The organism is Pseudomonas sp. GD03903 (genome assembly GCF_029840045.1).
GTDB lineage: Bacteria > Pseudomonadota > Gammaproteobacteria > Pseudomonadales > Pseudomonadaceae > Pseudomonas > Pseudomonas pseudonitroreducens.
Genome location: NZ_JAOCBT010000001.1, coordinates 234,845 through 261,396 on the forward strand (window position 1 = coordinate 234,845; position 26,552 = coordinate 261,396).

The window sequence follows — 26,552 nt, forward strand, 5'->3', positions numbered from 1 at the left end:
GTTACAGAGTGAGGAAGCCGTCGTAGAGGCCATAGGCCGCGATCAGTGCACCGATCACGACTACTGCGAAGATGAGCTTCTCGACATTGGTGAAGATGGGTTGACCCACTTCATGTTTCGCTTTGGCGAAGAGGATGACGCCGGGCGCGTAGAGCAGCGCCGACAGCAGCAGGTATTTCAGACCGCCTGCGTAGATCAGCCACACCGCGTAGAGAACCGAGATACCGGCGATGATCAGGTCTTTGGTGCGGTCGGCCGAGTCGGTCTCGTAGGTCTCGCCCTTGACTGCCAGCAGCAGGCCGTAGGCCGCGGACCAGAAGTACGGGATCAGGATCATCGAGGTGGCCAGCAGCAGCATCTTGGTGTACGGGTCCATGCCACCATCGGCGCTGCCGGAGGTGAAGAACACGATGACCAGGAAGACCTGCACGCAGATGTTGGTCAGCCACAGGGCGTTGGCCGGCACCTGGTTGGCGTTCTCCTTGCGGAGGAACTCCGGCATGGTGTGGTCCTTGGCGGCGGCGAACATGATCTCGGCGCACAACAGTACCCAGGAGAGCAGGGCACCCAGCAGGGAGATCAGCAGACCGACGCTGATCAGGACAGCGCCCCAGTGACCGACCACGTGCTCCAGCACCAGCGCCATCGACGGGTTCTGCAGCTTGGCCAGTTCCGGCTGGGTCATCACGCCCATGGACAGCACGTTCACCAGTACCAGCAGCAGCAGGACGGTGATGAAGCCGATCACGGTAGCTTTACCGACGTCCGAGCGTTTTTCCGCACGGGAGGAGAAGATGCTCGCGCCTTCGATGCCGATGAACACCCACACGGTGACCAGCATCATGTTGCGCACCTGGTTCATCACGCTGCCCAGGTCAGGATTGCTCTTGCCCCAGATGTCGGCGGTGAAGATGTCCAGCTTGAAGGCGAACAGGCAGATCAGGATGAACAGGAACAGCGGGACGATCTTCGCCACCGTGGTGATGGTGTTGATGAACGCCGCTTCCTTGATCCCGCGCAGCACCAGGAAGTGCAGGGCCCACAAGAGGATCGACGCGCAGACGATCGCCGCGACGGTGTCACCCTTGCCGAAGATCGGGAAGAAGTAGCCCAGGGTGCTGAACAGCAGAAGGAAGTAACCGACGTTGCCGAGCCAGGCGCTGATCCAGTAACCCCAGGCCGAGGAGAAGCCCATGTAGTCACCGAAACCGGCCTTGGCGTAGGCGTACACACCGCCGTCAAGTTGGGGTTTGCGGTTGGCCAGGGTCTGGAAGACGAAGGCCAGGGTCAGCATGCCGACCGCGGTGATGGCCCAGCCGATGAGGATGGCGCCGACGTCTGCACTGGCCGCCATGTTTTGCGGAAGGGAGAAAATGCCCCCGCCGATCATGGATCCTACGACCAGCGCTGTCAGCGCGCCGAGTCGTAGTTTTTGGCTGCTTTCTTGCGACATTTAAGAATCTCCCTATAGGAAGTTGGAGAGTGAAGCTATTAGGCGCTTGTCCCCGGGGCTCGCCCCTGATTCAGGTCAATAGCTTGCTATCCAATGTATTGGGCAGTACTTCCTGCTCTGCCCACCCCGGATAAACCATAGGAGAGGTTTTGCATTAGCGCCCGATTTAGAGGGGATTTCGTGAAGATTTGAGCGCGCTTTCATGACCGCAGAATGGCAGCCGAATTTGCGGACCCGCGCAGGGCGCGCGGTAGCGCTGGATTCCGAGGTGTTGGCAGGCGCAGGACCGCTATGTAGGAATGTCCTGAACGAGGATCTGCGAGGAGGGAATTGGCCGGGGCAGGATCACTGCACCCGGCGGTGCGCCTGTCGAAGCGAAGGCGCGAGATGGCAAGAAGCCCGAAGGACACCGCCGGGTTCGTGGCCTGGCGGGCGCGGCGTGGCGAGCACGTCGCGAGATGTGATGCGCAAGGCAATCGCACCCGTGTCGCAGAGCAAGGTGTGTGCCAGAGCCGGAGACTACGCCAGAGCGCTCTGCAACGCTGTTCGCCCTTGGTCGCAGTCGAAGCGATCGGCGGATTTCTGCTCAGCCGTCGGCGTCATCGGCGGAATTTCCGCCACTGCCGGAAAACAGCAGGCCGTGCTTGCGCAACTTGTCATGCAGTGTCTTGCGCGGCAGGCCGAGTGCTTCGGCAAGGCTGCGCAGGGAGTTGTGCGTTCGGCTCATCTCCGCGGCGATCAGCGAGCGCTCGAACGACTCCACCTGCTCGTTCAGGCCTGCGCCGGGCGCAATGGCCATGGCCTGGCCATGGCTGTCATCCAGCCCCAGGTCCAGGCCGAGCGCATAGCGCTCCGCGGCGTTCTGCAGCTCGCGGACATTGCCCGGCCAGCCATGTGCCAGCAGTTGCGCACGTTGCGCCGAATCCAGGGGGCGAGCGGCCAGGCCATGGCGTTCCGCGCCACGTTCGGAAAAGTGCTGAAACAGAATAAGGATGTCATCGCCGCGCTCGCGCAGCGGTGGGATGCGCAGGCTGGCGACATTCAGGCGGTAGTAGAGGTCGGCACGGAAACGGCCTTCATCGGAGGCCAGGCGCAGGTCTTCCTTGGTCGCCGCGATGATGCGGATATCCAGGGGGATGAGCTGGTTGGAGCCCAGGCGTTCGACGGTGCGCTCCTGCAACAGGCGCAACAGCTTGACCTGCACGTCCAGGCTCATGCTCTCGATCTCGTCGAGGAACAGTGTGCCGCCGTTGGCGAACTCGAACTTGCCGATACGGCGCTTCTGCGCGCCAGTGAAAGCGCCCTGCTCATGGCCGAACAACTCGCTCTCCACCACCGACTCGGCCAGTGCGCCGGCGTTGATGGCGACGAAGGGGCCGTTGCGGCGGCTCGACAGGTCATGCAGGGCGCGTGCGACCACTTCCTTGCCCGAGCCGGTCTCACCCAGGACCAGCACGTCCGCCTGGATTGCCGCGAGCGACGCGACCTGCTGCTGCAAGCGCTGCATGGGCGCCGACTGTCCGACCAGACGCCCGCGGACTTCCTTCTGTTCGGTCAGGGCCATGCGCAGGCTGCGGTTTTCCAGCACCAGTCGGCGTACGTCCAGTGCGCGACGCACACTGTCCAGCAGTGCATCGCTGGGGAAAGGTTTCTCGAGGAAGTCGTAGGCGCCCGAGCGCATGGCCTGCACGGCGAGCGGTACATCGCCATGGCCGGTGATCAGGATCACCGGCAGTCCGGAATCCTGCGCGTGCAGTTGCTCCAGCAGTTGCAGGCCATCGATGCCCGGCATGCGGATGTCGCTGACGATCACGCCCGGCCAGTCGCGTGCCTGTTGCGGGTCGATCTGCCGCGCATCGCCCAGGGCAACCACCTTGAAGCCGGCGAGGTCGAGGGTCTGGCAGAGCGCCTGGCGCAGGTGCGCATCGTCATCGATCAGCAGCACCTGGGTGGTGGAGTCGAACGGCTCGGCCAAACTCATGCGCGGGTTTCCTCTTGCGGCGTCAGGGTCACGCCGGGGATACCCGGCAACAGGTGCAATTGTACGAGAGCGCCGCCCTCGGGGTGATTGCCCAATTCAAGATGTCCGCCCAGCGTGCGCAGCAGGGTGTCGCAGATGGCCAGGCCCAGGCCCAGGCCTTTTGCGCTGGTCTTGGTGGTGAAGAACGGCTCGCGGGCGTGGGCCAGGGCCTCCTCGGAGAACCCGGGGCCGTTGTCGCGCAGGGACAGGATGATGCGTTCCGGCGTCTGCTCGGCGGTCAGCCAGATTCGCCGGGGCAGGCCCTTCTCGGTCAGGGCATCGAGGGCGTTGGAGATCAGGTTGGAGAGGATCTGCCGCAGCCGTGTCTCGCCCGCCTGCACCCAGATCGCCGCATCCGGCAGGTCGCGCAGCAGTTCCACGTTCATCGCCTGGCGGCGTTGGGCGACCAGCGCCAGGGCGTCGTTGATTGCCGGCTGCAGGGCGACGTTCTCCGGCGCACGGCGAGCTCCGCGCGCGTAGGCCTTGAGGTGGCCGATGATCGAGGCCATGCGCCCGGTCAGTTCGCCGATCTGCTGCAGGTTGCCACGGGCGTCGTCGTAGCGCTCGTGGTCGAGCAGCACGCGGGCGTTGTCGGCGTAGCTGCGGATTGCCGCCAGTGGCTGATTGAGCTCGTGGCTGATGCTTGCAGACATGGTGCCCAGGGCTGTGAGCTTGCCGGCCTGCACCACTTCGTCCTGGGCGTGCATGAGCTCGCGTTGCGCCTGCTCGCGGTTGCTGATCTCTTCCAGCAGCCGCGTATTGGCTCCTTCCAGCTCCTGGGTGCGCTCCTGCACGCGCAGTTCCAGTTCGTGCTTGGCCTGGGCTTCGAGCGCGATCCTCTCCAGGTAGTGGCGGCGGCTGATAGTCAGCAGGGAGAGCAGCAGGAGCAATGTGACCAGGGTCGCGGCACCGATCAGCACGACGCTGCGCACGGGTGCGTCGACCTGAGTGCGCGGGGTGTAGATGCTTACCGTCCAGCCGGTCTCCGGCAGATGGCGGCTCTGGCTGATCCAGCGGCGCTGGTCGATCTTCAGGGGCGCCGGGTGAAGCACCGGATAGGGAATGTTCTCGGCGATCTCCCGTTGCTTGGCAGGCGAGAGCTCCTTGCCGGTGTGGAAGCGCCACGCATTGCTTGAGGAGAGGATGACAACGCCGTTGGAGTCCATGACCAGCAATTGCTCCGGCGTATTTCCCCAGAGCTGCTCCATGTGCTCCAGGTCGACCTTCACCACCAGCACGCCGAGCAGTTTGCCGCCGTCACGCACGTCGCTGGCGAAGTAGTAGCCACGTCGCTTGGAGGTGGTTCCCAGGCCAAAGAAACGGCCCTGGCGGCCCTGGGTCGCTTCCTTGTAGTAGGGGCGGAAGGCGAAGTTGCGGCCGACGAAGCTGTCTGCCTGGTCCCAGTTGGACGCAGCATGGGTCATGCCGTCGGCCTGGATCAGGTAGATGACGTCCGCGCCGGTACGCCCGCGGATGCGTTGCAACTCGAGGTTGGCGGCGTTCTGTGCCGCCAGGCTATCGGGCGCCTGCAGGGCGGCGCGCAGGGTGGGCAGTTCGCCGAGGATGGGCGGCAGGTCTTCGTAGCGACGCAACGTGCCCAGCAGGTTGGCGACGTAGAGGTCGAGCGTCTGCTGGTTCTGTTCGGCCAGTTGCTGGCTGTAGTAGCGCTCGGCGAAGTAGTGCAGAGGCCAGAGCAGCGGGGCGATCAGCAGCGCCAGCAGGGCCAGGGATCGCCAGCGGGTGAGGTGTGGGTTCAAGGCGGCGTACGTCGCATACGGTTGTTTCCGCCGCCGATGCTACACCGATCAGCGCACGATGGGCTGCAACTGCAGGAGTTTCATCAGCCGCGCCACGCTTTCCTCCAGGCTGAGGTGGTCGGTGTCGATACGTTCGAAGGGCTCCAGCGGCGCTTCGTAGGGCGAGCCGATGCCGGTGAAGTCCGGCAGCTTGCCGGCTCGCGCTTTCTTGTACAGCCCCTTGGGATCGCGCTCTTCGCAGACGCTGAGTTCGGTGCTCAGGTGGATCTCGCGGAAACGCTCCTCACCAATGATTTGCCGCGCCTGCTCGCGGTCTTCGCGGAAGGGCGAGATGAAGGAGGTGATGACGATCAGCCCGGCATCGTTCATCAGGTTCGCCACTTCCGCGACCCGGCGGATGTTCTCGGTGCGGTCTTCATGGCTGAATCCCAGGTCCTTGCACAGGCCATGGCGGACGTTGTCGCCGTCGAGCACAACGGCGGAGTAGCCCAGCTCGTGCAGGGTGTATTCGAGGGCGAAGGCCAGGGTGGACTTGCCCGAGCCGCTCAGCCCGGTCAGCCACAGGGTCGCCGGCTTCTGGCGCATGCGGGTGGCACGTTCTTCGGCGCTCAGACGGCCAGTGTGCCAGCGGATATTCTGGTTGGTGCTCATGTTCTGCATGGGTTCCTTTCTGGCTCGCTCAACTGACCAGTCCGCGGCCACAGTAGTGGTCGTCCAGCACCAGTTGCTTGAGCAGCTTACGTTCTTCTTCATCGGGGCTGACGCTGAAGGTCGCCCAGATGTCCTTGGCCAGGTCGCGCGGCGGCAGGAAATCTGCGTGCAGGGTCGCTCGGATGTCCAGTACGTCCCGCAGGTACGCCAGCGCCCCGCCCTGGATCTGCTGGCGGATATCCCGCGCGGCCAACTCTTCATCGCCCAGATCCTGGAACCGGGCAGCCAGGCTGCCGTCGTCTTCCAGCTGGTAATGATTGACCTGGGCGTCGTCGGCGCTGAGCAGTTGCTCGAGCAGGAAGTTCTGGTCGAACAGGCTGCAGTTGCCACGGGTAGCACGGGATACGCGGTCGGAGAAGCATCCGTCAGCGATCACCCCATAGTGACCAGCGAAAGTATCGACCAGTTCGTCGGTGACCATGTAGTAGCCGTTGATCGGTCTTTCCAGCCAGGCGTTCAGGTGGCGCTGGATGGTGCCGGAGTAGCCGACATCGACGACGGCCAGTTTGCCTTCGTCGGTCAGCCCGGATTCTTCCAGATAGCGTTGCAGTGCCGGGGCCTCGAGTTCGGCCTGGGCGAGAATGCGTGGCATCAGATGGCGCAGCACCGGCTCGATATGGCTGACGTCGTTGTTGCCGATATCGAGCAACCGCCCGGCATTCCACAGACCTCGTGCTTCCAGGTCGTGCAGCTCGACGTCGTCGAGAACGACACCGAAGCGAGCGGCGAGCAGATTTTCCAGAGTGCCGGAGAAGTAGTTGGGCCGGGCGAGGGTCAGAATGTCGTCGAAATCACCTAGACGCGGAACGCTGACTGCCCGGCGCGACAGCACCAGGTAGTGTGCTGAGGCCGTGCCAGGCTCGCGTTCCTCCCACAGATCGAAGGCCGCCTTGAGCAGTTTGCCTTCGCGGGAGAGGAAGTAGAGGCGCTCGGTGCCATCGCGCTCGGCGCGCTCGCGTAGCCAGGTCACGAAGTGGGTGAGCAGCGGTCCGACCACGTTGTATCCAAGCAACTCCGCCGAGCCCTGGGAGAAGGCCGCCGGGCGGAAGGTGCCAAAGGCGATCTTGGCGAAGTTGCGGCGCAGCAGCAGGCCCAGTGCCAGTTCGGCGCTGAGGTCGTCACGACCGCGGATGCTTTCCACCAGGCGGCTCCAGTGCGGCAGGCCGCGCGCGAGGTCTACCGGTTTGAGCACATGCAGCAGGTCCAGACCCATGTCACCGGGGATCTGTACGTCGGAGCGCTCGTTGTCGCCAATCATGAGCATCTGTTCCGGCAGCAATTGCTCCTCGCGCAGGGCCAGCTCGTAGAGCTGTCCGGTATCCTTGCGTACTCCGACTTCTCCGGAGATGTACAGCTTGTCCCACTGCAGGATGCTGGACTTCTGCAGCATGGCGGTGATCACCGGCTGTGGCAGGAACATGTCGCTGAGCAGCACGACACGTTTGCCCAGGCGCTTGGCATAGCGCAGCAGTGCGATGCTGTCGGGGCGCGGAGTGACACAGGCGAACTCGGTCTCTTCCTCGCGCTGGCGCAGGGCCAGGAGGGTACCTTTCTCGATGCCGGCCAGGCGGCCCAGTTCATCGAAGATTTCCGCGGTGGTGATGTCGCGGCCGGCTTTCTCCCTGGCGCGAGCCTCCGCGATGGCCCGATAGCGCAGGTATTTTTCCGCAGTGCCCTTGTCGACGCGCTGGGCCGTCAGGCGCTTGATCGACTCCGGATCGAGCAGCGGGCGCAGCAGCAGGGTATCGAAGATGTCGAAGGCGACTGTCTTGATGGTGGGGTTGGAAATCTGCCGTTGCAGGTCCTGCTCGTTGCGCGCCAGGTAGGTGTCGAAGCGCCAGGCCGACCAGGAGTTCGTGTGCTGGCAGCGCAGGATGGCGGGAGGCAGGCCCTGGCTGCGGCTGGTCAGCACCAGCAGGCGCTCCAGGCAGTGGGCGAACGTGCCATCGGTCTGTCCGGCCTCTTCGGCGAAGTCGTCCAGGCTGATGCCGGCTTCAAACAGCGGCGCCAGTGCTTCGCGCGAGGCCCAGAACATGCTGCCGGCGGGGAAGTGGAAATAGCTCTCCGGGATGTCGGTGATACCCAGGCGCTGGCACCATTGGTGGCCCATGGCGCGGTTGGCCAGCCAGGTGTTGGCCACGTAGTGGAGGCGTTCGAAGTTCTGTGGATAGACGATGCCGGCCTGGCGCGACGACAACAGCTCGAAGATCGCGCGGATCTGCCGCTCGCTGCCGGCCAGGCTCTGGCACAGGTACTCGCGCCAGCCATCGGTGGCGCCGTTGTTGAACAGCGATTTCTTGCTGTGCAGGTGCAGCAGATAATCGTACTGCTTCAGTGCTTCGCCAAACTGGCAGAACATGGGAGCGATGTCCCGGCCACGGTTGGGGACGATCTCGACCTGCAGGGAGCCCTGGTGGGGCAGGTTGGCGAAGGTTGCCTTGCAGGCTCGCAGCCCCACCTCGTCCTTGACCGAAACGTACAGGTCGTAGGGGAACGGCATGTGACTCAGGTAGCCGCGGAATTCCTCGGCCAGATCGCAGTAGTACATGTGCAGGTGAATGGCGATGCGGCCATCCAGCGCCTCGCACGGAGCGACCTGATAGATATCCGTCAGCTCAGTGGGCCAGTGTGCCGGCGGCTGCGCCTGCTGGTCGAGCTGGCGCTTCCAGCGTTCGTAATGGCCCAGTCCCTGGAACGCGAAGCCGAAGCGGCGATAGGCAGTCAGCAGTAGCCTTTCGCGCTGCGCGGCCGGGATGCGCCAGTAGATCGAGCGTCCGATCTGGTGCAGGTAGTTGCGCAGGCTGACCAGCGCTTCCCCGCGTCGGCCGCGGGCCATGCGCGAGGCAAAACGCACGGGCTTGGTCAGCGTCCAGGAGACCGAGCGCTGAATCTCGTCCAGCGATCCACGGGCGCTGGCCAGGAGCGATTCGCTGTGCTCCAGGTTGGCGGTGAGGCGGGCAATATCGTTCAGCCGCTGTTGCGCGTCTTCCAGCTCCAGATTCTGTTTGGCAATCACGAACTGCAGGCTGTCGATGGTGGCGCGCGATTCCTGGAGCGCCGCGAGGTGCAGGCAGTCCTGCTGGTGCAGGGCCTCCAGTGTGGGGCGTAGCGCTCGGCAATGTTCACTCAGCCGCTCGATCTGCTGCAGGGCTTCGGGGCTGCCGAGGGCCAGTTCGTCGTCGGCCAGGCGATGCAGCAGTTCAAAGCATTCGACGACTTCGCCAGGAGCACGCTCGACCAGCTGATTACCGTCGCGGGAGAAACGGCTGTGCTGCAGATCGGCACTGAGGAACTTCTCGATGTACTCGCTGAGTTCCGATTGCGCAGGAGCCGGCAGGTTCAGTTGCGTGGCCAGTCGCCGTATCTGCTCGGCCGGCGCACTCATCAGGCGGTCGTAGCTGAGTACGGCGGCCTGCTGGCCGCGGCTGTGCAGCAGCCCCTGCAGCATGTAGTCGAGCCAGAGGTAAAGCCCCTTGGCTTCGCTGAAACCGTCGCGTTTGTGCAGCGAGCTGGCCACGCTCAGGGGGTGGCGCAGGCTGAGGATGAAGGCCGGTTCGATACCGGCCAACTCGAAGACGCGCAGCCAGAAGGGCAGCAGCAGGGAGATGCGTGGGTCCTTCAGGCCGAAGAGCGGGGCCTGGCCGAAGAACTCGCGAAGGTAATCCAGCGCTCGCTTCTGCAGTGCGGAACCTTCGAAACTGGCTAGCCCCTCCGCACTCAATGGCTTGAGCGAGTGCCAGGTGTGTCCGAGTTCCTCGAGGACATCGGTGTTGATGTCGACGATTTCCTGATCTTCCCAGAAACCGCGCTCATTATTGCTCTGCGCCGCTGGCATCAGGTTATCGCCCAACTCCACGCCCAGTGTCGTGAGCCCCCTGGCAATCGCACTGGTACCGCTGCGGTGCATGCCGAGAACGACTATGGCTCGTTGACGCTCTTGCACACTGAATCTCCGTCGTTCTTGTAGTTATGGTCGATCTTGGCCGCCTCAGGCAGGCGGCCGTCGGTCACGAGAAGAGCTCGGCCTCTCCCAGAGCGACGCCCTGGCGGTCCTTGCCGGACAGCTCGGGCTCGCCCTGCAATGGCCACTCGATGGCCAGCTGCGGATCATTCCAGGCGATGCAGCGCTCGTGCTCGGGCGCCCAGAAGTCGGTGGTCTTGTAGAGAAACTCGGCGCTCTCGCTGGTGACCACGAAGCCGTGGGCAAAACCCTCGGGAACCCACATTTGCAGCTTGTTCTCGGCGCTCAGCATCTGGCCGACCCAGCGACCGAAGGTAGGAGAGCCACGGCGCAGGTCGACCGCTACGTCGAATACCTCGCCCTGAACCACGCGAACGAGTTTTCCCTGTGCCTGGCGAATCTGGTAATGCAGGCCGCGGAGGACGTTGCGGGCCGAGCGGGAATGGTTGTCCTGGACGAAGTCGACCGGATGTCCCACGGCCTGCTCGAATTTCTTTTGATTGAAGCTTTCGAAGAAGAATCCGCGACTGTCGCCAAAAACCTGTGGCTCCAGCAGCAGTACATCGGGAATCGCCAGCGGAGTGACTTTCATCAGTAGACCGTTTGCGTCAGAAGGCGTTGGAGGTAGAGGCCGTACCCGCTCTTGGCGAGCGGCGCGGCCAGGCGTTGCAGCTCTTCGGCGCTGATCCAGCCCTGGCGGAAGGCGATTTCCTCGGGGCAGGCGACCTTGAGGCCCTGGCGGTTTTCCAGGGTGGCAATGAACTGGCTGGCCTCCAGAAGCGATTCGTGGGTGCCGGTGTCGAGCCAGGCATAGCCGCGCCCCATGATCTCGACCGACAGCTCGCCGCGCTCCAGGTAGGCACGGTTGACGTCGGTGATCTCCAGCTCGCCGCGAGCCGACGGGCGAATGCTCTTGGCGATCTCGACCACGTGTTTGTCGTAGAAATACAGGCCGGTCACTGCGTAGTTGGACTTTGGCGCGGTCGGTTTTTCTTCCAGGCTGATCGCCTTGCCCTGGCTGTCGAACTCCACAACGCCGTAACGCTCCGGGTCGTGCACGTGATAGGCGAATACGCTGGCGCCGCTATCGCGCTGCATGGCGCTGACCAGCAGTTCCTGGAAGTCATGGCCGTGGTAGATGTTGTCGCCGAGTACCAGGGCGCTGAGGTTGTCACCAATGAACTCCTCGCCGATCAGGAAGGCTTGCGCCAGACCGTCGGGAGACTCCTGTACCGCGTACTGCAACTCCACGCCCCAGCGTTTGCCATCGCCCAGCAATTGCTGGAAGCGCGGCGTGTCCTGTGGGGTGGAGATGATCAGGATTTCCCTGATGCCCGCGAGCATCAGGGTGCTCAGCGGGTAGTAGATCATCGGTTTGTCGTAGACCGGCAGCAATTGCTTGGATACCGACAGCGTGGCCGGATGCAGCCGGGTGCCGGAGCCGCCGGCGAGAATGATGCCTTTGCGTTTCATGTAGCCTTGTTTCCAATCAGTTCGACCAGCATGCGCCGGACGTGGAACTGCCAGTCCGGCAAGGTGAGGCCGAAAGTCTCTCTGAGTCGTGTCGTGTCGAGCCTGGAGTTCGCAGGCCGGACGGCAGGCAGCGGATATTCCTGCGTGGTAATTGGCAGTACCCGCTCGGCGGGCGTGCGCAGGGACATGCCCAGGTTCGTCGCTTCCGCGATGACGAAACGCGCGAAACCGTGCCAGCTGGTTTCGCCCCCCGCGGCCAGGTGATAAATCCCCGTCAGCTGCTCCGCCTGTGGATGCTGGCGCAGGGTAGAGAGCGCCTGGGCGGTCACATCGGCAATCAGTTCGGCGCTGGTCGGAGCGCCGACCTGATCGGCAACCACGCGCAGCTCGTCGCGGTCGCCGGCCAGGCGCAGCATGGTCTTGGCGAAATTGGCGCCGCGAGTCGCATAGACCCAGCTCGTGCGGAAAATCAGGTGGCGGCAGCCGCTTTCACGGATCGCCTGCTCACCGGCCAGCTTGGTCCGGCCATAAACGTTGAGTGGCGCGGTCGGGTGATCTTCACGGAATGGGCGGTCGCCCTGGCCATCGAATACATAGTCCGTGGAGTAGTGCACCAGCCAGGCATCGAGTTCGCCGGCCAGCTTGGCGAGCAGGCCGACGGCCGCGGCGTTCACCTGCTGCGCGCGCTCCGGGTCGGATTCGGCCTTGTCCACCGCCGTGTAGGCAGCGGCATTGACGATGATCGCCGGCCGTTGCTGGAGGATCATGGCTCGCAGGCCATCGAGGTCTTCCAGATCGCCACGCTGGCGGTCACAGACGAGCAGTCGGCCGAGGGGGGCCAGCGAGCGCTGCAACTCCCAGCCAACCTGGCCGTTGGCGCCCAGGATCAGGATATCGTTCATGCGTACTGCTGGCTCAGCCACTCCCGATAGGCACCACTGGCGACGTTCTCGACCCAGGCCTGATTGTCCAGGTACCAGCGAACGGTCTTGGCAATACCGCTTTCAAAGGTTTCGGCCGGCTTCCAGCCCAGTTCGCGTTCCAGGCGGGAAGCATCGATGGCGTAGCGGCGGTCGTGGCCGGGGCGATCCTTCACGAAGCTGATCTGCTCGCGGTAACTGCGACCGTCTGCACGGGGCGACTCCTGGTCGAGGGTGTCGCAGATGCGGTGCACGACTTCCAGGTTGGCTTTTTCGTTCCAGCCACCGACGTTGTACGTCTCGCCCACCTGGCCCGCCTCCAGCACGCGGCGAATGGCGCTGCAGTGATCCTTGACGTACAGCCAGTCGCGGATCTGCTGGCCATCACCGTAGATCGGCAGTGTTTCGCCGGCCAGTGCATTACGGATTACCAGTGGGATCAGCTTCTCGGGGAAGTGGTACGGGCCGTAGTTGTTCGAGCAATTGGTGGTCAGCACCGGCAAGCCGTAGGTGTGATGGTAGGCGCGCACCAGATGGTCGGACGCCGCCTTGGATGCCGAGTACGGGCTGTTGGGCTGGTAGGGGTGCTGTTCGGTGAACGCCGGAGCGTTGGCCTCCAGGGAGCCATAGACTTCGTCGGTGGATACGTGGAGGAAGCGGAATTCGCTCTTGCGCTGCTCGTCCAGCGCACTCCAGTAGGCGCGCACTGCTTCAAGCAGGTGGAATGTTCCGACCACGTTGGTCTGGATGAAGTCTTCCGGGCCGAGAATCGAGCGATCCACGTGGGACTCGGCCGCGAAGTTCAGCACGGCGCGAGGCTGATATTGCTGCAGCAGGGCCGCTACCAGCTGCGTATCACCGATATCGCCGTGCACAAAATGATGGCGTGCATCGCCATCCACGCTCGCCAGGTTTTCGCGATTGCCCGCATAGGTCAGCTTGTCCAGGCTGACGACGGTTTCGTCCTGAACCCCCAGCCAGTCGAGCACGAAGTTGGCGCCGATGAAGCCGGCGCTGCCTGTTACGAGGATCGTCATTGGGTCACAGCCTCTGAATAAGCGATGCGGCAACCAGACCGAGGTTGCCGGGAAGCGTTTGTCGATAAACCCCTGACTGACTGATCAGCGACAGCTTGCGATGCAGCGGCGCACGGCGCGCGCTGCCGAACAACTCGAGGATCTGCTGGTTCTCGTGGGTCAGGTGCTCCCTGAAATGGGAGACGGCCTCCAGGTTCACGTCGTTCCAGTGTCGGAACGTCCCTTTCAGCATGCGTTGGAGACGAACAAATCGGTCTCTGACGCTGGAGTTTGAGCCTATCAGGTTATTGCCGTGTTGGCGGTAGTTGATTGCCGGATGCTCGTCGTAGTTCACGCACCCGCCGCAACCGGTCACCAGGATATATGCCCACCAGTCGTGGGAGATGATGGGTGTGTGGCGCGGAGTGCGACAGAGCAGCTCTGCAGTCACGCTGTTGAACAGCATGGTGTTGCCGCCCGCGATGCTTTGCACCAGGGCGTTGGCGAAGCTGGGTGCCCGGCGGAACAGCGGCGAGTAGCCGATGCACTGCCCGCTGGAGTCGATCAGGCGGGTGCGCGAGCAATAAAGAAGAGGGCTGTCTGGCGGCTGGGACGATGCCCACTGCAGGCCGCGCTCGAGCTTGTCCGGCTCCCAAAGGTCGTCCTGGTCGCAGAAGGCGAAGTACTCGGCCTGGCCTTTGGTGCGTTTGAGCGCAGAAAGGAAGTTCGCGGCGAATCCCTGGCGCGGCCCCGCATGGATATGGAAACGATCTGCACCGACTCTTCGCTGGAACTGGAACAGAATTTCCAGCGTGGCGTCGTTCGAACCATCGTCCGAGGCGTGTATCACCCAGTTCTTCACTGTCTGGGAGAGAAGCGACTCCAACTGCTCGCTGAGATAGGCAGCACCATTGTAGGTCGACAGGAGAATGGCGATCCTGGCCACGCGGTTGGGGTTCGCAAAAGGCATGGCAAGCGCAGAAAACTGTCTTTCCAAAGCGGGATCCCCTACTTTTTATTAGTTATTTTTTTGCTTTTATCGAGCAGGATAAGTGTCTGCAATGCACCCCGGCAACCCTGCTTCGCGGTGACTGGTCAGTCAGTTTTTCTGGGGCCTCTTTCTCTCGATAGCGAGCAGGTCGCGGGTGCCGCAATGTGTTCAGAGCTGATCGATTAACTCGATGAATTTTGCCTGCACCACTTCTTCGGCAAAGAGCTCCTGGCAGCGTCGCTTTCCGTTTTTCCCAAGCGCGGCAACTTGTTCAGGATTTTTCTGCAGGGCAAGAATCGCCTGGGCAAGCTCTTCCGAGCTACCTGCCTGGATGGTGAGGGCGGCCTCGCCCTCGGGCGCCACCCAATTTACCCCGGTTTGCAGCCAGCAGTTGATGATCGGCCTTGCGCACGCCATGGCGTCCAGTTGGGCAATGCCAAAAGCTTCTGAATAGTAGACCGATGGGAACAGGAACATCCTCGCGCCCTTTATCAGGTGGTATTTGTCGGTATCGCTGACAAAGGCGTTGATGAAGTGCACGCGGGCGGGGAAATCCTGGGCCAGCTTCCAGAAGCGCTGTTCTTCCGGTCCGATACCGAAGATCACCAGATTTACCGCCTCGCCACGAGACATCAGCTGGCGGAAGGCTGCGTCCAGTGTTTCGGTACCCTTGTAGCTCACCAGACGGCCGAAGAAGACGCAGTAGCCTTCCTCGCGGAAATGCGCGGGTAACGTCTGTTCAGGATTGCGCGACAGGCAGTCGTCGATATGTTTGAGGCTCACGGTGTAGGGAATGGCTCGGATATCGCGAACGATATCGCCGAGCACTTCGGAGTGCTCGCGCAGGGCGGGGCTGCCGGTGATCACCAGGTCAGCCTTGCGTACCGCGAGTCGATCGAACAGGTAGGTGACACGCTTGAGGTAGCGTTGACGGTAGACATCGCAGTGATAGCTTACGATGGTCTTGCCGCGGATCAGCCAGTGAGTCAGGAGCAGCGCCAGGCTTGCCGAGGGGAACTGAAGATTGATGTGGACGATGTCAGCCTTGAGCCCTCGAAGAAGAAAATGCCAGAAGAAGGCGAAGCTCAAGGGTACCGAGAGCAGGTTCCCCAGCGAGGCGGCGCGCAGTACGCGGATGCCATCGATCATCTCCAGACGCGAGCGCAACATGCGGACGTTGGCGCAGCACAGAACAGTTACCTGGTAGCCGCGCTCATTATACCAATGGGCGTATTGCTTGACCGCCGTTTCGATCCCGCCGGTTGAGGGAGCGTAGTACTTGTTGACTAGCAGTATGCGTTTATTCGCCATTGTTCATCTCGCGGGGATATTGCTCAGCGTAGCGGCGGATTGCGGAAATTGAAGGCGCGGAAAGTTACAGGGTCTACGTCAAACAGGACAGCCTCGTTAGTCGTGCAAAGCACGAATGCGTCGATAGACTTCCAGTGTCTCCGACGCGCAGGCTTCCCAGGAGTAGCTGGACGCCCGCTGCAGGCCTAGGTCGGCGCGCAGCGCCGTTTGCTCCGGTTCTTCGAGGATCCGACGCATGGCCGCGGCAATTGCATCTGTCTGGGTGGGATCGATCAATATCGCGGCATCGCCGGCCACCTCTGGCAGCGAGGTGGTATTGGAAGTAATGACCGGGCATCGCGCCGCGAACGCCTCTATCACGGGCAGGCCAAATCCTTCATACAAAGACGGAAATACCAGGGTGCTGGCACTCTGCAGCAGTGCGCGGACGGTCCGCCCTGGAAGGTATTCGAACCGCCTCCCTTCTCCGCGACGTTCAAGGTCCTGCAGTTCCGTTAGCAGTTCATCGGCCTTCCATCCCGTTCTCCCCACGACGATCAGCGGGTGGCGTCGGCGGATGTCTGCGGGCAGGGACTTGTGTGCAGCCAGTACGCGCGAGAGGTTTTTGCGCGGCTGCAGGGTTCCGACGAAAAGGAAGAACCCCGGTTGCAAGCGCAATTCAGCAAGCGTCTGGGTGACTTCCGCGGGCGAAATTTTCTCAAAATATTCGGGCGCCACGCCCAGCGGTGTGACGGAGATTCGCTCCGAAGCGATGCCAAGATGATTGATCAGGTCCTGTTTGCTGTACTCGGAAATGGTGATCAGGTGTTCGGCGCTGCGAACAGTCCGCGTGAACAGCCAATTTTTCAACGAGCGAAGACCCGAGGCTGCCCATTCCGGATGCAGGAGGGGTATCAGGTCCATGACATTGGCCACTACGGGGACCCCTCGTAGCCGAGGGATGTGATGGTCCGTTGCGTGGAACAATTCGATCCGCTCGCGGGTTTTCGCCGAGAGCCCAACCGGGGCGCCACAGAGTGTGCTGCGCAGGGCATGGATGGAAAATCGGTCGCCCAGCTTTGCAGGCAGACCACATTCGAGCTCGGGTAACTGCCGGCCAAATGCGTAGGGATACAGGGAAAGATCGGAGTTTTTCTGCTGAGCGTGCTGGCTCAGTGCATACCAGAGCGCGCGAGTGTAGACGCCGATTCCATCAAGATGACCAGCGATGCTGCCCTTGGCCCAGACAGTGACTCCCAGACCAACGCGCATGCGAGGGCTCCTTGAATGAAGAGTGAAGAAAGGACGTGCCTGGCCAGGCACGTCCTTCAAGGCGGTCTTAGAACGAGAAGCCCGCTTCGTTGCGGCGTAGGTCGGCCTCGACCATCATCTTGCACAGCTCTTCCAGCGTGGTCTTGGGCTCCCAGCCCAGGGTATTGCGCGCATGAGCCGGGTCGCCGATGAGCAACTCCACTTCCGCCGGACGATAGAACTTCGGATTGATGCGCACCAGCGTTTTGCCGTTGGTGGCGTCGATACCGATCTCATTTTCGTCGCTACCTTCGAAGCGGATTTCGATGCCGGCAGCCTTGAAGGCCATGGACACGAAGTCGCGAACAGTTTCGGTGCGGTTGGTGGCCAGAACAAAGGTGTCCGGCTCATCGGCCTGCAGCATGCGCCACATGCCTTCCACGTACTCCTTGGCAAAGCCCCAGTCGCGCTTGGCGTCGAGGTTGCCCAGTTCCAGCACGTCCAGTTTTCCCAGTTTGATCTTGGCGACGGAGTCGGTGATCTTGCGGGTCACGAACTCACGACCACGCAGCGGAGACTCATGGTTGAAAAGTATGCCACTGCTACCGAAGATGCCATAGCTTTCCCGGTAGTTGATGGTGATCCAGTGAGCGTAGAGCTTGGCTACGCCGTAGGGGCTGCGCGGATAGAAGGGGGTGTCTTCCTTCTGTGGAATAGCCTGCACCTTGCCGAACATCTCGGAAGTCGATGCCTGATAGAAGCGAATCTTCGGATTGACGATGCGGATGGCTTCGAGAAGATTCAGAGCGCCGATGCCGGTGATTTCGGCGGTGGTTGCTGGCTGCTCGAACGACACGCCGACGAAGCTCTGCGCGGCGAGGTTGTAAACCTCGGTGGCCTGGGTGGTCTGCAGCAGGCGGATGCTGGCGGAAAGATCGGTCAGATCATATTCGACCAGATGCAGGCTCGGGTGTTGGCTGATGCCCAGTTCCTCGATACGCCAGAAGTTGACGGAGCTGGTCCGGCGATAGGTTCCATAGACGGTGTAGCCCTTTTCCAGCAGCAACTGCGCCAGGTAAGCGCCATCTTGTCCAGTGATACCGGTGATCAGTGCGGTTTTCATAAAGCCTCCTGCTTAGCTCCTTTGTAGTGCGAATTCAGATGGTGTTGTGTTTGCTTTTTTTTAAGGAATGGTTCTTCGACGAATCGATAGGTGAATGCCGAAATCGTTACCCCGATGACCATCATGGCCATGCAGGTAAGGACGAATGCTGTGGGCGACTGGGGCTGTTCGAACAGCCGGGCCATGATGCGGACCACGAAGTAGTTGATGCCCAGGTGCCAGAGATAGAAGGAGTAGCTGACCTTCCCTACCAGTTGGAACGAGGGCAAGGCGAGACGGTCAGGGAATCGCTTGCTCACGACGAAGTACAGGAATACCGGGAAGATCGTGAAGACCATCACTGGAACGCGAACACTCTTCTGGACCAATTCTGGCCCGCCGACCAGATAGTAACCGGTTGCCGCAATGCCGATAAGCAGGGCGAGCACGCTACCCGACCGAGTGAACAAGGGTGCTAACCAGCTACCGCTGAAATCTTCCAGGGACCGACTCAGGGCGCCTAGCCAAAAGGCCAGGACAAAGACGGCATCGGTACCGCCGCTGGTGATCTGGAACGGATCCATGAACATCAACACGACGGCGATGGCGAAAACGGTGACGCAACGAAAGCGCGCCAGAGCCGCCACCAGCGGCAGGCAGAGGTAGAACAGCCACTCCCAACGCAACGTCCAGGTGGTGTTGATACGAAGGTACATGTCCTTGGTGAACACGTCGTTCACATCGCCGGTGCTGGCCACCACCTTGCCGAAACCGAAGTTGCGGAACAGGCTGACCAGTTGCTGGGCGGTGGGAATCGGCAGGCCTCCCATGATCCAATCCAGGAAGCTGAACGTCGCTATCACCACCAGCATGATGGGGACCAGACGGCGGATACGCTTGATGAAGAAGCTATTGCCGTCGTACTTGCCAGCCTTGATCTGACTCCAGAACAGGTGGCCGGTGAGCATGAAGAACAGCAGTACGCCGAGCTCTCCCATGGATGCTGCCATGACCTGCTTGGGCGCCAAACCGAAATACATGGTCGAGTGCGCCCCGAATACCAGGAAGGCAGTCATGCCGCGTAGCACTTCCAGAGAACTGGAAAAGCCTGCTTGCTGCGATTCATGGATACCCAGGCGCTTGCCTAAAAACGTCAGGATCAGGCAAGCAAGCAGAAAATTGACAATCGTCAGCAATAAATAGGACAGCTCGACCCACATCCTCAGGCTTCCTGCTTGAGGGAGTTATACATTGACTCCAGTATCTGCTTCAGATCTGGCAGTTGCGGGTTGACCTGCAGCAGCTCATGCAGGCGGTGGTTGTCACCGACCAGGCGCCACACCTCGTTCTTGCGTACGAACATGTTCGAGACCTCGATCGAAGGGCGATAGCCGGCGATCTCGGTCAGGCAGTCGAGAACGTCGTAACCCGTCCAGCCCCGACCGGAGCACAGGTTCACCGTAAATGGCGACTCGTGTCTCTTCGACATCAATTCCGCGAGCATCCATGCGCAGCGATGAACATCGACATAGTCGCGGACTGAGTTGATGTTGCCCAGCTTCAGTTCCGGTGCGCGGTCAACGAAGTGGCGAACAATCTTTGGGATCAGGAAGGATTCTGCCTGACCCGAGCCTATGATGTTGAAGGGCCGCACGATGTGGATCTTGATGTCGTCGGCGTATTGCTTGGCCAACATCTCCATGACCATCTTGCTGTACGAGTAATGGTTGGAGGGGTTGTATGCCAGGTTTTCGGAAAGATACTCGACGCTCTGGTTTCCATACACGCCAGCGGTGCTGGCCAGCAACATGGTGGGACGCTTGATCTGGGCGGCCAATACCGCTTCGAAGAGATTCTCGGAGCCCAGCACGTTGACGCCGTAGATCTGCTGGATGTCGCCGTGGGTGACCAGCGCAATGGCGGCAAGGTGGACAATCCAGTCAGGGGCGAACTCTTCAATCGTGCGGGTCAGTCCCTCTTTGTCCGACAGCGAAATCGGCACTAGGTCGTTGGTCTTGATACCCATGGACGTGCCAAGCACCGTGGCGCCACGCTCCTTGAGTTCATGGATCAGGTACTGGCCGATGAAACCGCTGCCACCGGTGACGAGAACGCGGGAGCCTTTCATGCTTTTTCCTCCGAGTTGCTTTGGGCTATCAGTTGGAAATAGCCGGTGAGATTCGAGGCACATTCCTTCCAGGTGATGGTGTGCCACTCTTCCTGGATGCGGATTTCACGCTTTTTCAGTTCGTCGGGGTTGCTGGAATAGAAGGCGATGCGGTCAGCCCAGCGGACCACATCCCACGGATGGATGAATTCGACTAGGTCGCGCCCTGTCTCACGCAGAGGCGGAACGTCGGAGGTCAGGCAGAACTTGCCGTAACCCAAGCTTTCGGGAAGCGTCAGACTCCATCCTTCATAGAGACTGGACAGCAGGGTGAATTGGCAGTGCCGATAGAGCACGTCCAGTTGCTGATCGGTCGTACGCAGGATCAGCAGGCGGCCTTTGACGCGCTCGTCCCGCATGATCACCTCGAACAGGTCCTGGGCCTTCCAGCCCGGGCCGCCGACGAAGACCATCTGAGGCAGATTCTCCACCCCATTTTCCAGCAGCTTCAGGTACGCCTTGTAGAGCGTTTCGTGATTCTTGCGGATTTCCAGCGTGCCGACGCTCAGGATGAACGGGCCGGTTACGCCCATTTCTTCAAGCAATTGCTGATCGCGAGAGTGATCGGTGTGCGGCGCGATGTCGGAGCCGAACTTGATCGGCAGGCCGTCGATAACCTCCCAGCCATGATCTTTCTGCCACTTCTGGCCATCGATCATCGCGGTCTCGCCACCATAAATGATCTTGTCGCTCGCCAATCCGGCCAGGTAGAAGAACTTCTGGTACCAGTCATAGGCTTCCTTGGCGTGCAGGTGGGGAGTATTCAGCGGTGTCAGATCGTAGATGATCTGCGCGAAGTGGAACGGCGACTGGCGTTTGGCCTTTATGATCTCGGCCAGCGGTTTCGGGTCCCAGTTGATGCCGGCGGAGAACACCATATCTTCGCGGCCGAACGGCAACTTCTGCGCGGGTCCTTCCAGCAATGGCTGAAGGTCGATGCGGATATCGCCCTGGCCGGGGCTGGCTTCCTGGTTGCGCTTGTACTCTTCATCTGTCAGAGCGTGGGCGGGGATATTGCCGCTGCGCTTGGCGTAGCTGATGGCCATGTCGCGCAAGACCTTGGGCAGAACGCTGACGACATAGGCAGCGGCGATCTTTAGGCGACCGCGTCCTGTCAGTGCCGGAGAGGCCACGTGGGCCAGCGCAGGGATGTGAGGTTGCAGAATGGGACCTTGGCTGACGGTGCCCTGCTGAACACCGTAGTTGGGTATCCGGTGCGCTTCCCCGGTCGCTTCTTTCTCGCCCCAGAATTTCTGGAAGTGCGCATAGGACGTGTTGACGTCCGAATCCTCGAATAACCAGATCAGGCGATCACGGGGAATTTCGAAATAGCGCCCTTCGTGGAACGCGAAGAAACGTACCCCCGGCACCAGCTTCTCTAGGTGGTGTGCGAGGATCAACTCGGAGCGGATAATGCCAGTGACACCACCGCGCCAGACGGCATAGGACAGCGTCAGGTCCACCCACAGATGGCCGGTACGGCGACGGGTCTGGGCGATGGTGGCGAAGCTGCGAATGGCTTCAAGTACGTCGGCGCCGCATTTTTCCCAGGAGGTGCCCTGCCAGTTGTCGCGGATGTTCTGCTCTTTCTCGCGCAGGGCTTCAGGGTGGTTGCTGTAGTACTCGATGCGATCGGCCCAGCCCATCACATCTAGCGGGTGGATGTAGTCGGGGAACGTGCCGCCGATTTCGCGCAGCGGTTCGACATCCGACGCCAGGCACAACTTGCCGTAACTGAGGCCTTCGGGCATCGGCAGGCTCCAGCCTTCATAGAAGCTGGGCAACATGGTGAAGAGGCAATTGCGATACAGCGCATCCAGTTCGGCATCGCTGGGCGACAGGACCAGGAGCTTGCCGGCCACGCGAGGGTCGCGCTTGATGGTGTCGATCAGGTCGCCCGTACGCCACCCCGGCTTGCCGGCGAAGACCATGGTGGGCAGGTTCTTGGCGCCGCGCTCGATGAGCGACACATAAGCCTTGTAGAGCGTGTCGTGGTTCTTGCGCACCTCCACTGTGCCGACGGTGAGTATGAACGGGCCTTCGATGCCAATGCTCTTCAGCAGTTGCTGGTCGTCGCCATCGCCGGTCTTCTTGGTGAGATCGGTACCGCCGTAAGGAATGGCGATACTAGCCGGCGTCGGCCAGCCGAATTTCTTCTGGTAGTACTCGCCATCGCGCTGCGGGCTGCGGCCGCCATAAAGGATGAAGTCGCAGTTCTCCGAAATCCATTTGAAGTAGGTGCGGAAGCTTTCTTCTTCTTGGGGGCGATAGAGGTGGTGGGTGGATTCGCCCAGGAGGATGGTGTCGTAGCACATGTAAGCCAGTGCCACGCCCGGCTCGCGCTCCTTCACCTGGGTATAGAAACGCTCCTTGCCGCTGTCGAGCCAGCCTAGACAGACGACCAGGTCGCCGCTCTTGTACGGATAGCTGAGGGGGGCAACTGCCGACAGTGGAGCCGCAACTGGCGCAACGCTCTGAACCGGAGCACTGGGCAACGCTTTGCGTAGCAGACTGTAGCTGCGAATGGCCGCACCCAATGCCTTGCGCGGCAGCCAGCTCAGCGCGAGTCCGGTGGGTTGATAGCGATACGGCAGGGCACTGGCCGCTAGCAGCATCGCACGCTCAAGGCGCAGCGAGCGGCTAGGAGTCTCGGCCTTCAGGTTGGCCAGGTAGTTGTCTACTTTGCTGTTCTGTTCGGCCGCTTCTAGTTTGGCCAACTGCTGGCCTTTCTGGTTGCGCGTCTCAAGATATTTTTCGGCGACGTTGTGCTCGCCGTGGAGCCAAAGCAGTTCGCTTTTGGCGATCTCGACGAAACGTCCATTACTGAACATGCTGAAGCGCAGTTCCGGGAACTGCCGATTCAGTGCTGCGGCCACTTCAAGTTCCGCGCGCACGATTCCGACGACGCCACCAGGCCATTGCATGGAAGTAGTGATGTCCAGCCAAATGCTATTCGTGTTCAAAGTACGGTCCCGATTGTTTCTAGTGCTTTCCATGGATAGTGAATGAGCCGCTTTACTCGGTTGGCCTCAATTGGCTCAGCTCAGTCTCCAGCGATTCGATCTGCTCCAGTGCCTGGAGTCGCGCGCGGTCCAGATTCTCTGCGTAGTCCTGCACCTTTTTCAGCGCTTCCTCAAGGTCAGCGGAGTAACTTTGCAGGCGTGATACCGCGTTGTCATAGTCGGCGATCTGTTTTCGTGCTGCGTCGCCGTGATCGTTCAGAAGCTTGATGGCTCGGTCCTGATTGGCGATGTGGTCGCTAAGGCGCTGCAAAGTATCCTGCAGATTGAGGTTCTCGTTGAGCACCTCCGCACGGCGATCCAGCAAGCGCAATGCCACCCCGCGAATGTTGGCGGCCGCGCCGGACACAGACGTCCTGTCTTGATCCTGGATCTCGTCGATCATGGCGAAGATGGTCTGGATATCGCTGTAGGTGAAGCCGTTGGTCTTGAAGACGTTTGCGACCTCTTCCTCGATTTCGCGGAAGAGCGCGGCTTCCTCGGAGGTCAGCCGGATCAAAGGGGAGCGGCTATCCGAAAGATCGATATCGTTGATGCCTAGTGTGCGAAACTCCACCAGTTTGGCGTCACGATAGGCTGCGTCCTGGGAGAGGCGATCGATACTCAGGTCAAGATCGGCCTGTTGCCTGAGCTCTAGCTGTGCGTACAGCCAGAGTGCGAAGAACGCTCGGTAATTCTCCCGCCATTTTAGTGGGCTCCGCTCGGCCTGCGCGCGGGCAGTTCCCAGGTTTTCGCTAGCGGGCGGATTAATTCTGCAAGAGGTCTTGATTGCCTGAAGCGCCGGCGGCAGGTGTGCCGCGCCGTAGATCAACTGGGTGGCTGCATCGAAGTAGTCGTTGATCTTGAACGACCACCATTGGCTGCGAGGTTCGCGCCAGAGATGCACATGTATACCGCCGAAGAGCGACTTGAATGCCTGCGGCTGGCCGAAGCTTCGACAGAACTGGAACATGGTCCGTGCGCGTGAGGCCTCAATCAGCGCTTGGTAGTAAGCCCGCTGGTCCGCGGAGAGTTCCTCGAGGAACAGATCGTCGAAGCAGAAGCTCTGTTTGAATAGTCCCCTCAGCGAGTCGCGAACCTCATGGAACTCCCAGAAGTAGGGCTTGCCGATGTCCGGGTGATGAATGTTACCGCCGTTGTTGGTTGTCACGGCGAGCAATGCCTCGGGCTTGTTGTCCAGCTCCAGGAGCCATTCGTTCTCCGGCTCCTGATAACACCAATAATTCCCAGTCCGCCGAAATACGTTGAACAGGTAGGTGCTGCCGGAGCGGAACAGCGAGTGGATGAAGATCGGGCTGTTATTCATGGCAAAGCTGCACGCTGGCAATGGCTTGAAGATCGGTCAGGCCCGCAAGAGCCGTGGAGCTTTCACTGCTGGTGACTCTGAACATCGCCACATCCACCCTTCTGTGAAGGAAATCGGTATCGGATTCGCTGGGGTCGCGAACGCCGCAGTTGATGTAGTAGATACCCGGCAGTAACGCAGCCTTGAATGCGAACTCCACCTGCACGGAACTACCCGCTCTGACGTCGCGAAGTTCCTGCTTGAGGAATGCTGAATCCGTTCCAAATATGGCGATTCCTTCTCTGGTTTTTACCAGGCAAGTGAATATGGGATTTCCAACGGCGTGATGGAAGTTCACGGTGAAGAGGATTTTCATCATCTCGTTGCACCGAAGGACATTGGCCCGGATACCCTCACTGTTTGCCAGCGCGACATCAGTGATCAAGGCCCGGCCATCGCCGTACGACAGCTCGCAGTCGCTTACCAGCGCGGCATCCACTACCGGTTGCGCCTGCGGGGGGGCAGCCTTTGCCGGTGTCCGGCTGAATAGGGCCTTTTCGTAGCGATCACAAACGGGTTTCGCCTCGCCGACCTCTACCAGCGCTCCCGCTTCGATGTGGACGGCGCGTTGGCAGATCTTCTTGACGCTCTCGATATCGTGGCTGACGAACAGCAGGGCCGTTCCCTGCTCGCAAAGCTCCTCAAGACGGCGGAAGCATTTGCGCTGGAAGGCGGCATCACCTACGGCGAGTGCCTCGTCGATGATCAGGATGTCCGAACGGAAGCAGGTGGCCACTGCAAAAGAGACACGCGATTGCATGCCGCTGGAATAGATCCTAACCGGCTGGTCGAAATACTCCCCGATATCCGCGAAATCCTGGATTTCATCAACGGCGGATTCAATCTGTTGCTGGGTGAAGCCCATCAGGCCCGCTGCGTGGAAGACATTCTGGCGGCCGGTGAGTTCAGGATTGAATCCCATGCCCAGTTCCAGAATCGCCGCCACACGACCATTCACGGTCACTGTGCCTTCGCTGGGTTGCAGCGTGCCGGTGATCATTTTCAGCAGTGTGCTCTTGCCGGCGCCGTTCTTACCGAGAATCCCTATCTTTTCGCCAGCGGACACTTCGAAATCGATGCCGCGAACAACCCAGTGCTCTTGTGCGGGCGTGGTGGGAATGCCAAACCAGCGGGCGAACCGCTGCCATTCGCTGCGGTACTGCCGATAGGATTTTCCGAGGTTGACGACAGTCAGGAGGCTCATAGCGAGTCCACGATTTCAGGCGCGGCGCGGCGGAAAATGAACAGGCCGAAAGCCAGCAGTCCGAGTGCGAACGCCAACAGGATCAGGGCGGTAGCGTCTAGTTGTGGCGGGGCATTGTAGAGAATGACCTGATGATAGGCGCCAATGATGTGGTAGAGCGGGTTGTATTCCACAAGGCCCTTCAAGCTTTCCGGAATGATGTTCACGGGATAGACGATCGGGGTGAACCAGAAAAGAATCTGCAGGAAGATTGGTACGACCTGTCCTATGTCCCGCACGAAGACGTTGAGGATGCCTAGCGTCAGGCCTGCGCCAACGGAGAGAGCAATCACTAGCAGGGTCAGCGGGACCAGCCAGAGCATTTCCAGGCCTGGCGGATGACCCAGCACAAAGAGTACGGCCACCATGGCGATTGCCAGCAACGCGTTATTGACCAGGCAGGCGCCGACGGCAATGGCAGGGAGCGTGATTCGGGGGAACAGCATCTTCTTAATCAGGTTTCCCTGATCGGTGAAAATGGTCAGGCAGCGACTAACTATTTCGGAGAACAGATTCCAGCCGAGCATCCCTGCCAGAAGGTAGATTGCGTAGGCATAGTGATTGCTGACGCCTGGCAGCTTTGCTGCCAGCACATTGGACAGCACCAGCGCATAAATTAGGACCTGGGTCAGCGGGTGGACCAGCATCCAGAGTGCGCCCAGTCGGCTTCTCGAGAAGCGGACCAGGAATTCGTTCTTGATTGAAGAAAGAATGAAGTGCCGGTAAAGCCAGATGTTCTTGAGTAGTCCGATCATTCTACGGGCCCAGCAAGGATCCGCATCGCCGTCCTGGAGTTCCCGTTACCGCAAGGGATGTCATGGTCAGGCTTGGA

Annotated in this window: 19 protein-coding genes; all 19 read right to left on the minus strand. The window is 60.9% G+C overall.

Going from position 1 to position 26,552, the window contains the following annotated elements; translation table 11 throughout:
• Position 1: 1 nt before the first annotated feature.
• Positions 2-1,453, minus strand: coding sequence for an arginine-ornithine antiporter (gene arcD, locus N5C91_RS01095; RefSeq protein WP_233297491.1), 1,452 nt, complete (start codon positions 1,451-1,453; stop codon positions 2-4).
• 586 nt (positions 1,454-2,039) lie between these two features.
• Entirely contained in the window at positions 2,040-3,434 is a 1,395-nt protein-coding gene (locus N5C91_RS01100) for a sigma-54 dependent transcriptional regulator (RefSeq protein ID WP_279827081.1), read from the minus strand.
• On the minus strand, positions 3,431-5,230 hold the full coding sequence (locus N5C91_RS01105; protein ID WP_236199178.1) for a sensor histidine kinase: 1,800 nt from the start codon (positions 5,228-5,230) through the stop codon (positions 3,431-3,433). Before N5C91_RS01105 ends, N5C91_RS01100 begins: the two co-directional genes overlap by 4 nt.
• A gap of 48 nt (positions 5,231-5,278) precedes the next feature.
• Positions 5,279-5,890 carry an adenylyl-sulfate kinase gene (gene cysC, locus N5C91_RS01110; protein WP_236199177.1) on the minus strand — a complete coding sequence of 204 codons (612 nt, stop codon included), beginning with the start codon at positions 5,888-5,890 and terminating at the stop codon, positions 5,279-5,281.
• Positions 5,891-5,909: 19 nt separating this feature from the next.
• Positions 5,910-9,884, minus strand: coding sequence for a rhamnan synthesis F family protein (locus N5C91_RS01115; protein ID WP_279827083.1), 3,975 nt, complete (start codon positions 9,882-9,884; stop codon positions 5,910-5,912).
• Positions 9,885-9,948: 64 nt separating this feature from the next.
• Positions 9,949-10,494: a dTDP-4-dehydrorhamnose 3,5-epimerase gene (gene rfbC / locus N5C91_RS01120; RefSeq protein WP_236199175.1), complete on the minus strand. Its 546-nt coding sequence runs from the start codon at positions 10,492-10,494 to the stop codon at positions 9,949-9,951.
• Complete coding sequence (gene rfbA, locus N5C91_RS01125) at positions 10,494-11,375, minus strand: glucose-1-phosphate thymidylyltransferase RfbA (RefSeq protein WP_279827085.1); 882 nt, start codon at positions 11,373-11,375, stop codon at positions 10,494-10,496. Before rfbA ends, rfbC begins: the two co-directional genes overlap by 1 nt.
• A complete protein-coding gene (gene rfbD, locus N5C91_RS01130) occupies positions 11,372-12,277 on the minus strand; it encodes a dTDP-4-dehydrorhamnose reductase (RefSeq protein ID WP_279827088.1) in 906 nt (301 codons plus the stop codon). The genes rfbA and rfbD overlap by 4 nt, the downstream gene beginning before the upstream one ends.
• Positions 12,274-13,332: a dTDP-glucose 4,6-dehydratase gene (rfbB, locus tag N5C91_RS01135; RefSeq protein ID WP_236199172.1), complete on the minus strand. Its 1,059-nt coding sequence runs from the start codon at positions 13,330-13,332 to the stop codon at positions 12,274-12,276. Before rfbB ends, rfbD begins: the two co-directional genes overlap by 4 nt.
• Positions 13,333-13,336: 4 nt before the next feature.
• Positions 13,337-14,308 (minus strand): glycosyltransferase family 2 protein, encoded by a 972-nt coding sequence (locus N5C91_RS01140; RefSeq protein ID WP_279827090.1) that lies wholly within the window; start codon positions 14,306-14,308, stop codon positions 13,337-13,339.
• Between the two features lie 162 nt (positions 14,309-14,470).
• Positions 14,471-15,613, minus strand: a complete 1,143-nt coding sequence (locus N5C91_RS01145) for a glycosyltransferase (protein ID WP_279827092.1) — start codon at positions 15,611-15,613, stop codon at positions 14,471-14,473.
• A 96-nt stretch (positions 15,614-15,709) separates the two neighbouring features.
• Positions 15,710-16,864, minus strand: coding sequence for a glycosyltransferase family 1 protein (locus N5C91_RS01150; RefSeq protein WP_279827093.1), 1,155 nt, complete (start codon positions 16,862-16,864; stop codon positions 15,710-15,712).
• Between the two features lie 67 nt (positions 16,865-16,931).
• Positions 16,932-17,966 (minus strand): GDP-mannose 4,6-dehydratase, encoded by a 1,035-nt coding sequence (gene gmd, locus N5C91_RS01155; protein WP_279827095.1) that lies wholly within the window; start codon positions 17,964-17,966, stop codon positions 16,932-16,934.
• On the minus strand, positions 17,963-19,165 hold the full coding sequence (locus N5C91_RS01160; RefSeq protein ID WP_279827097.1) for an acyltransferase: 1,203 nt from the start codon (positions 19,163-19,165) through the stop codon (positions 17,963-17,965). The genes gmd and N5C91_RS01160 overlap by 4 nt, the downstream gene beginning before the upstream one ends.
• A 2-nt stretch (positions 19,166-19,167) precedes the next feature.
• Positions 19,168-20,073 carry an NAD-dependent epimerase/dehydratase family protein gene (locus N5C91_RS01165; RefSeq protein ID WP_236199166.1) on the minus strand — a complete coding sequence of 302 codons (906 nt, stop codon included), beginning with the start codon at positions 20,071-20,073 and terminating at the stop codon, positions 19,168-19,170.
• Positions 20,070-23,036 carry a glycosyltransferase gene (locus N5C91_RS01170; protein WP_279827099.1) on the minus strand — a complete coding sequence of 989 codons (2,967 nt, stop codon included), beginning with the start codon at positions 23,034-23,036 and terminating at the stop codon, positions 20,070-20,072. Before N5C91_RS01170 ends, N5C91_RS01165 begins: the two co-directional genes overlap by 4 nt.
• 91 nt (positions 23,037-23,127) lie before the next feature.
• The gene (locus N5C91_RS01175; protein ID WP_279827101.1) at positions 23,128-24,438 is read right to left on the minus strand and encodes a hypothetical protein; all 1,311 of its coding nucleotides are present in this window, start codon (positions 24,436-24,438) and stop codon (positions 23,128-23,130) included.
• Complete coding sequence (locus N5C91_RS01180) at positions 24,431-25,681, minus strand: ABC transporter ATP-binding protein (protein ID WP_279827103.1); 1,251 nt, start codon at positions 25,679-25,681, stop codon at positions 24,431-24,433. Before N5C91_RS01180 ends, N5C91_RS01175 begins: the two co-directional genes overlap by 8 nt.
• Positions 25,678-26,475, minus strand: coding sequence for an ABC transporter permease (locus N5C91_RS01185; protein WP_236199162.1), 798 nt, complete (start codon positions 26,473-26,475; stop codon positions 25,678-25,680). The genes N5C91_RS01180 and N5C91_RS01185 overlap by 4 nt, the downstream gene beginning before the upstream one ends.
• Positions 26,476-26,552 lie beyond the last annotated feature (77 nt).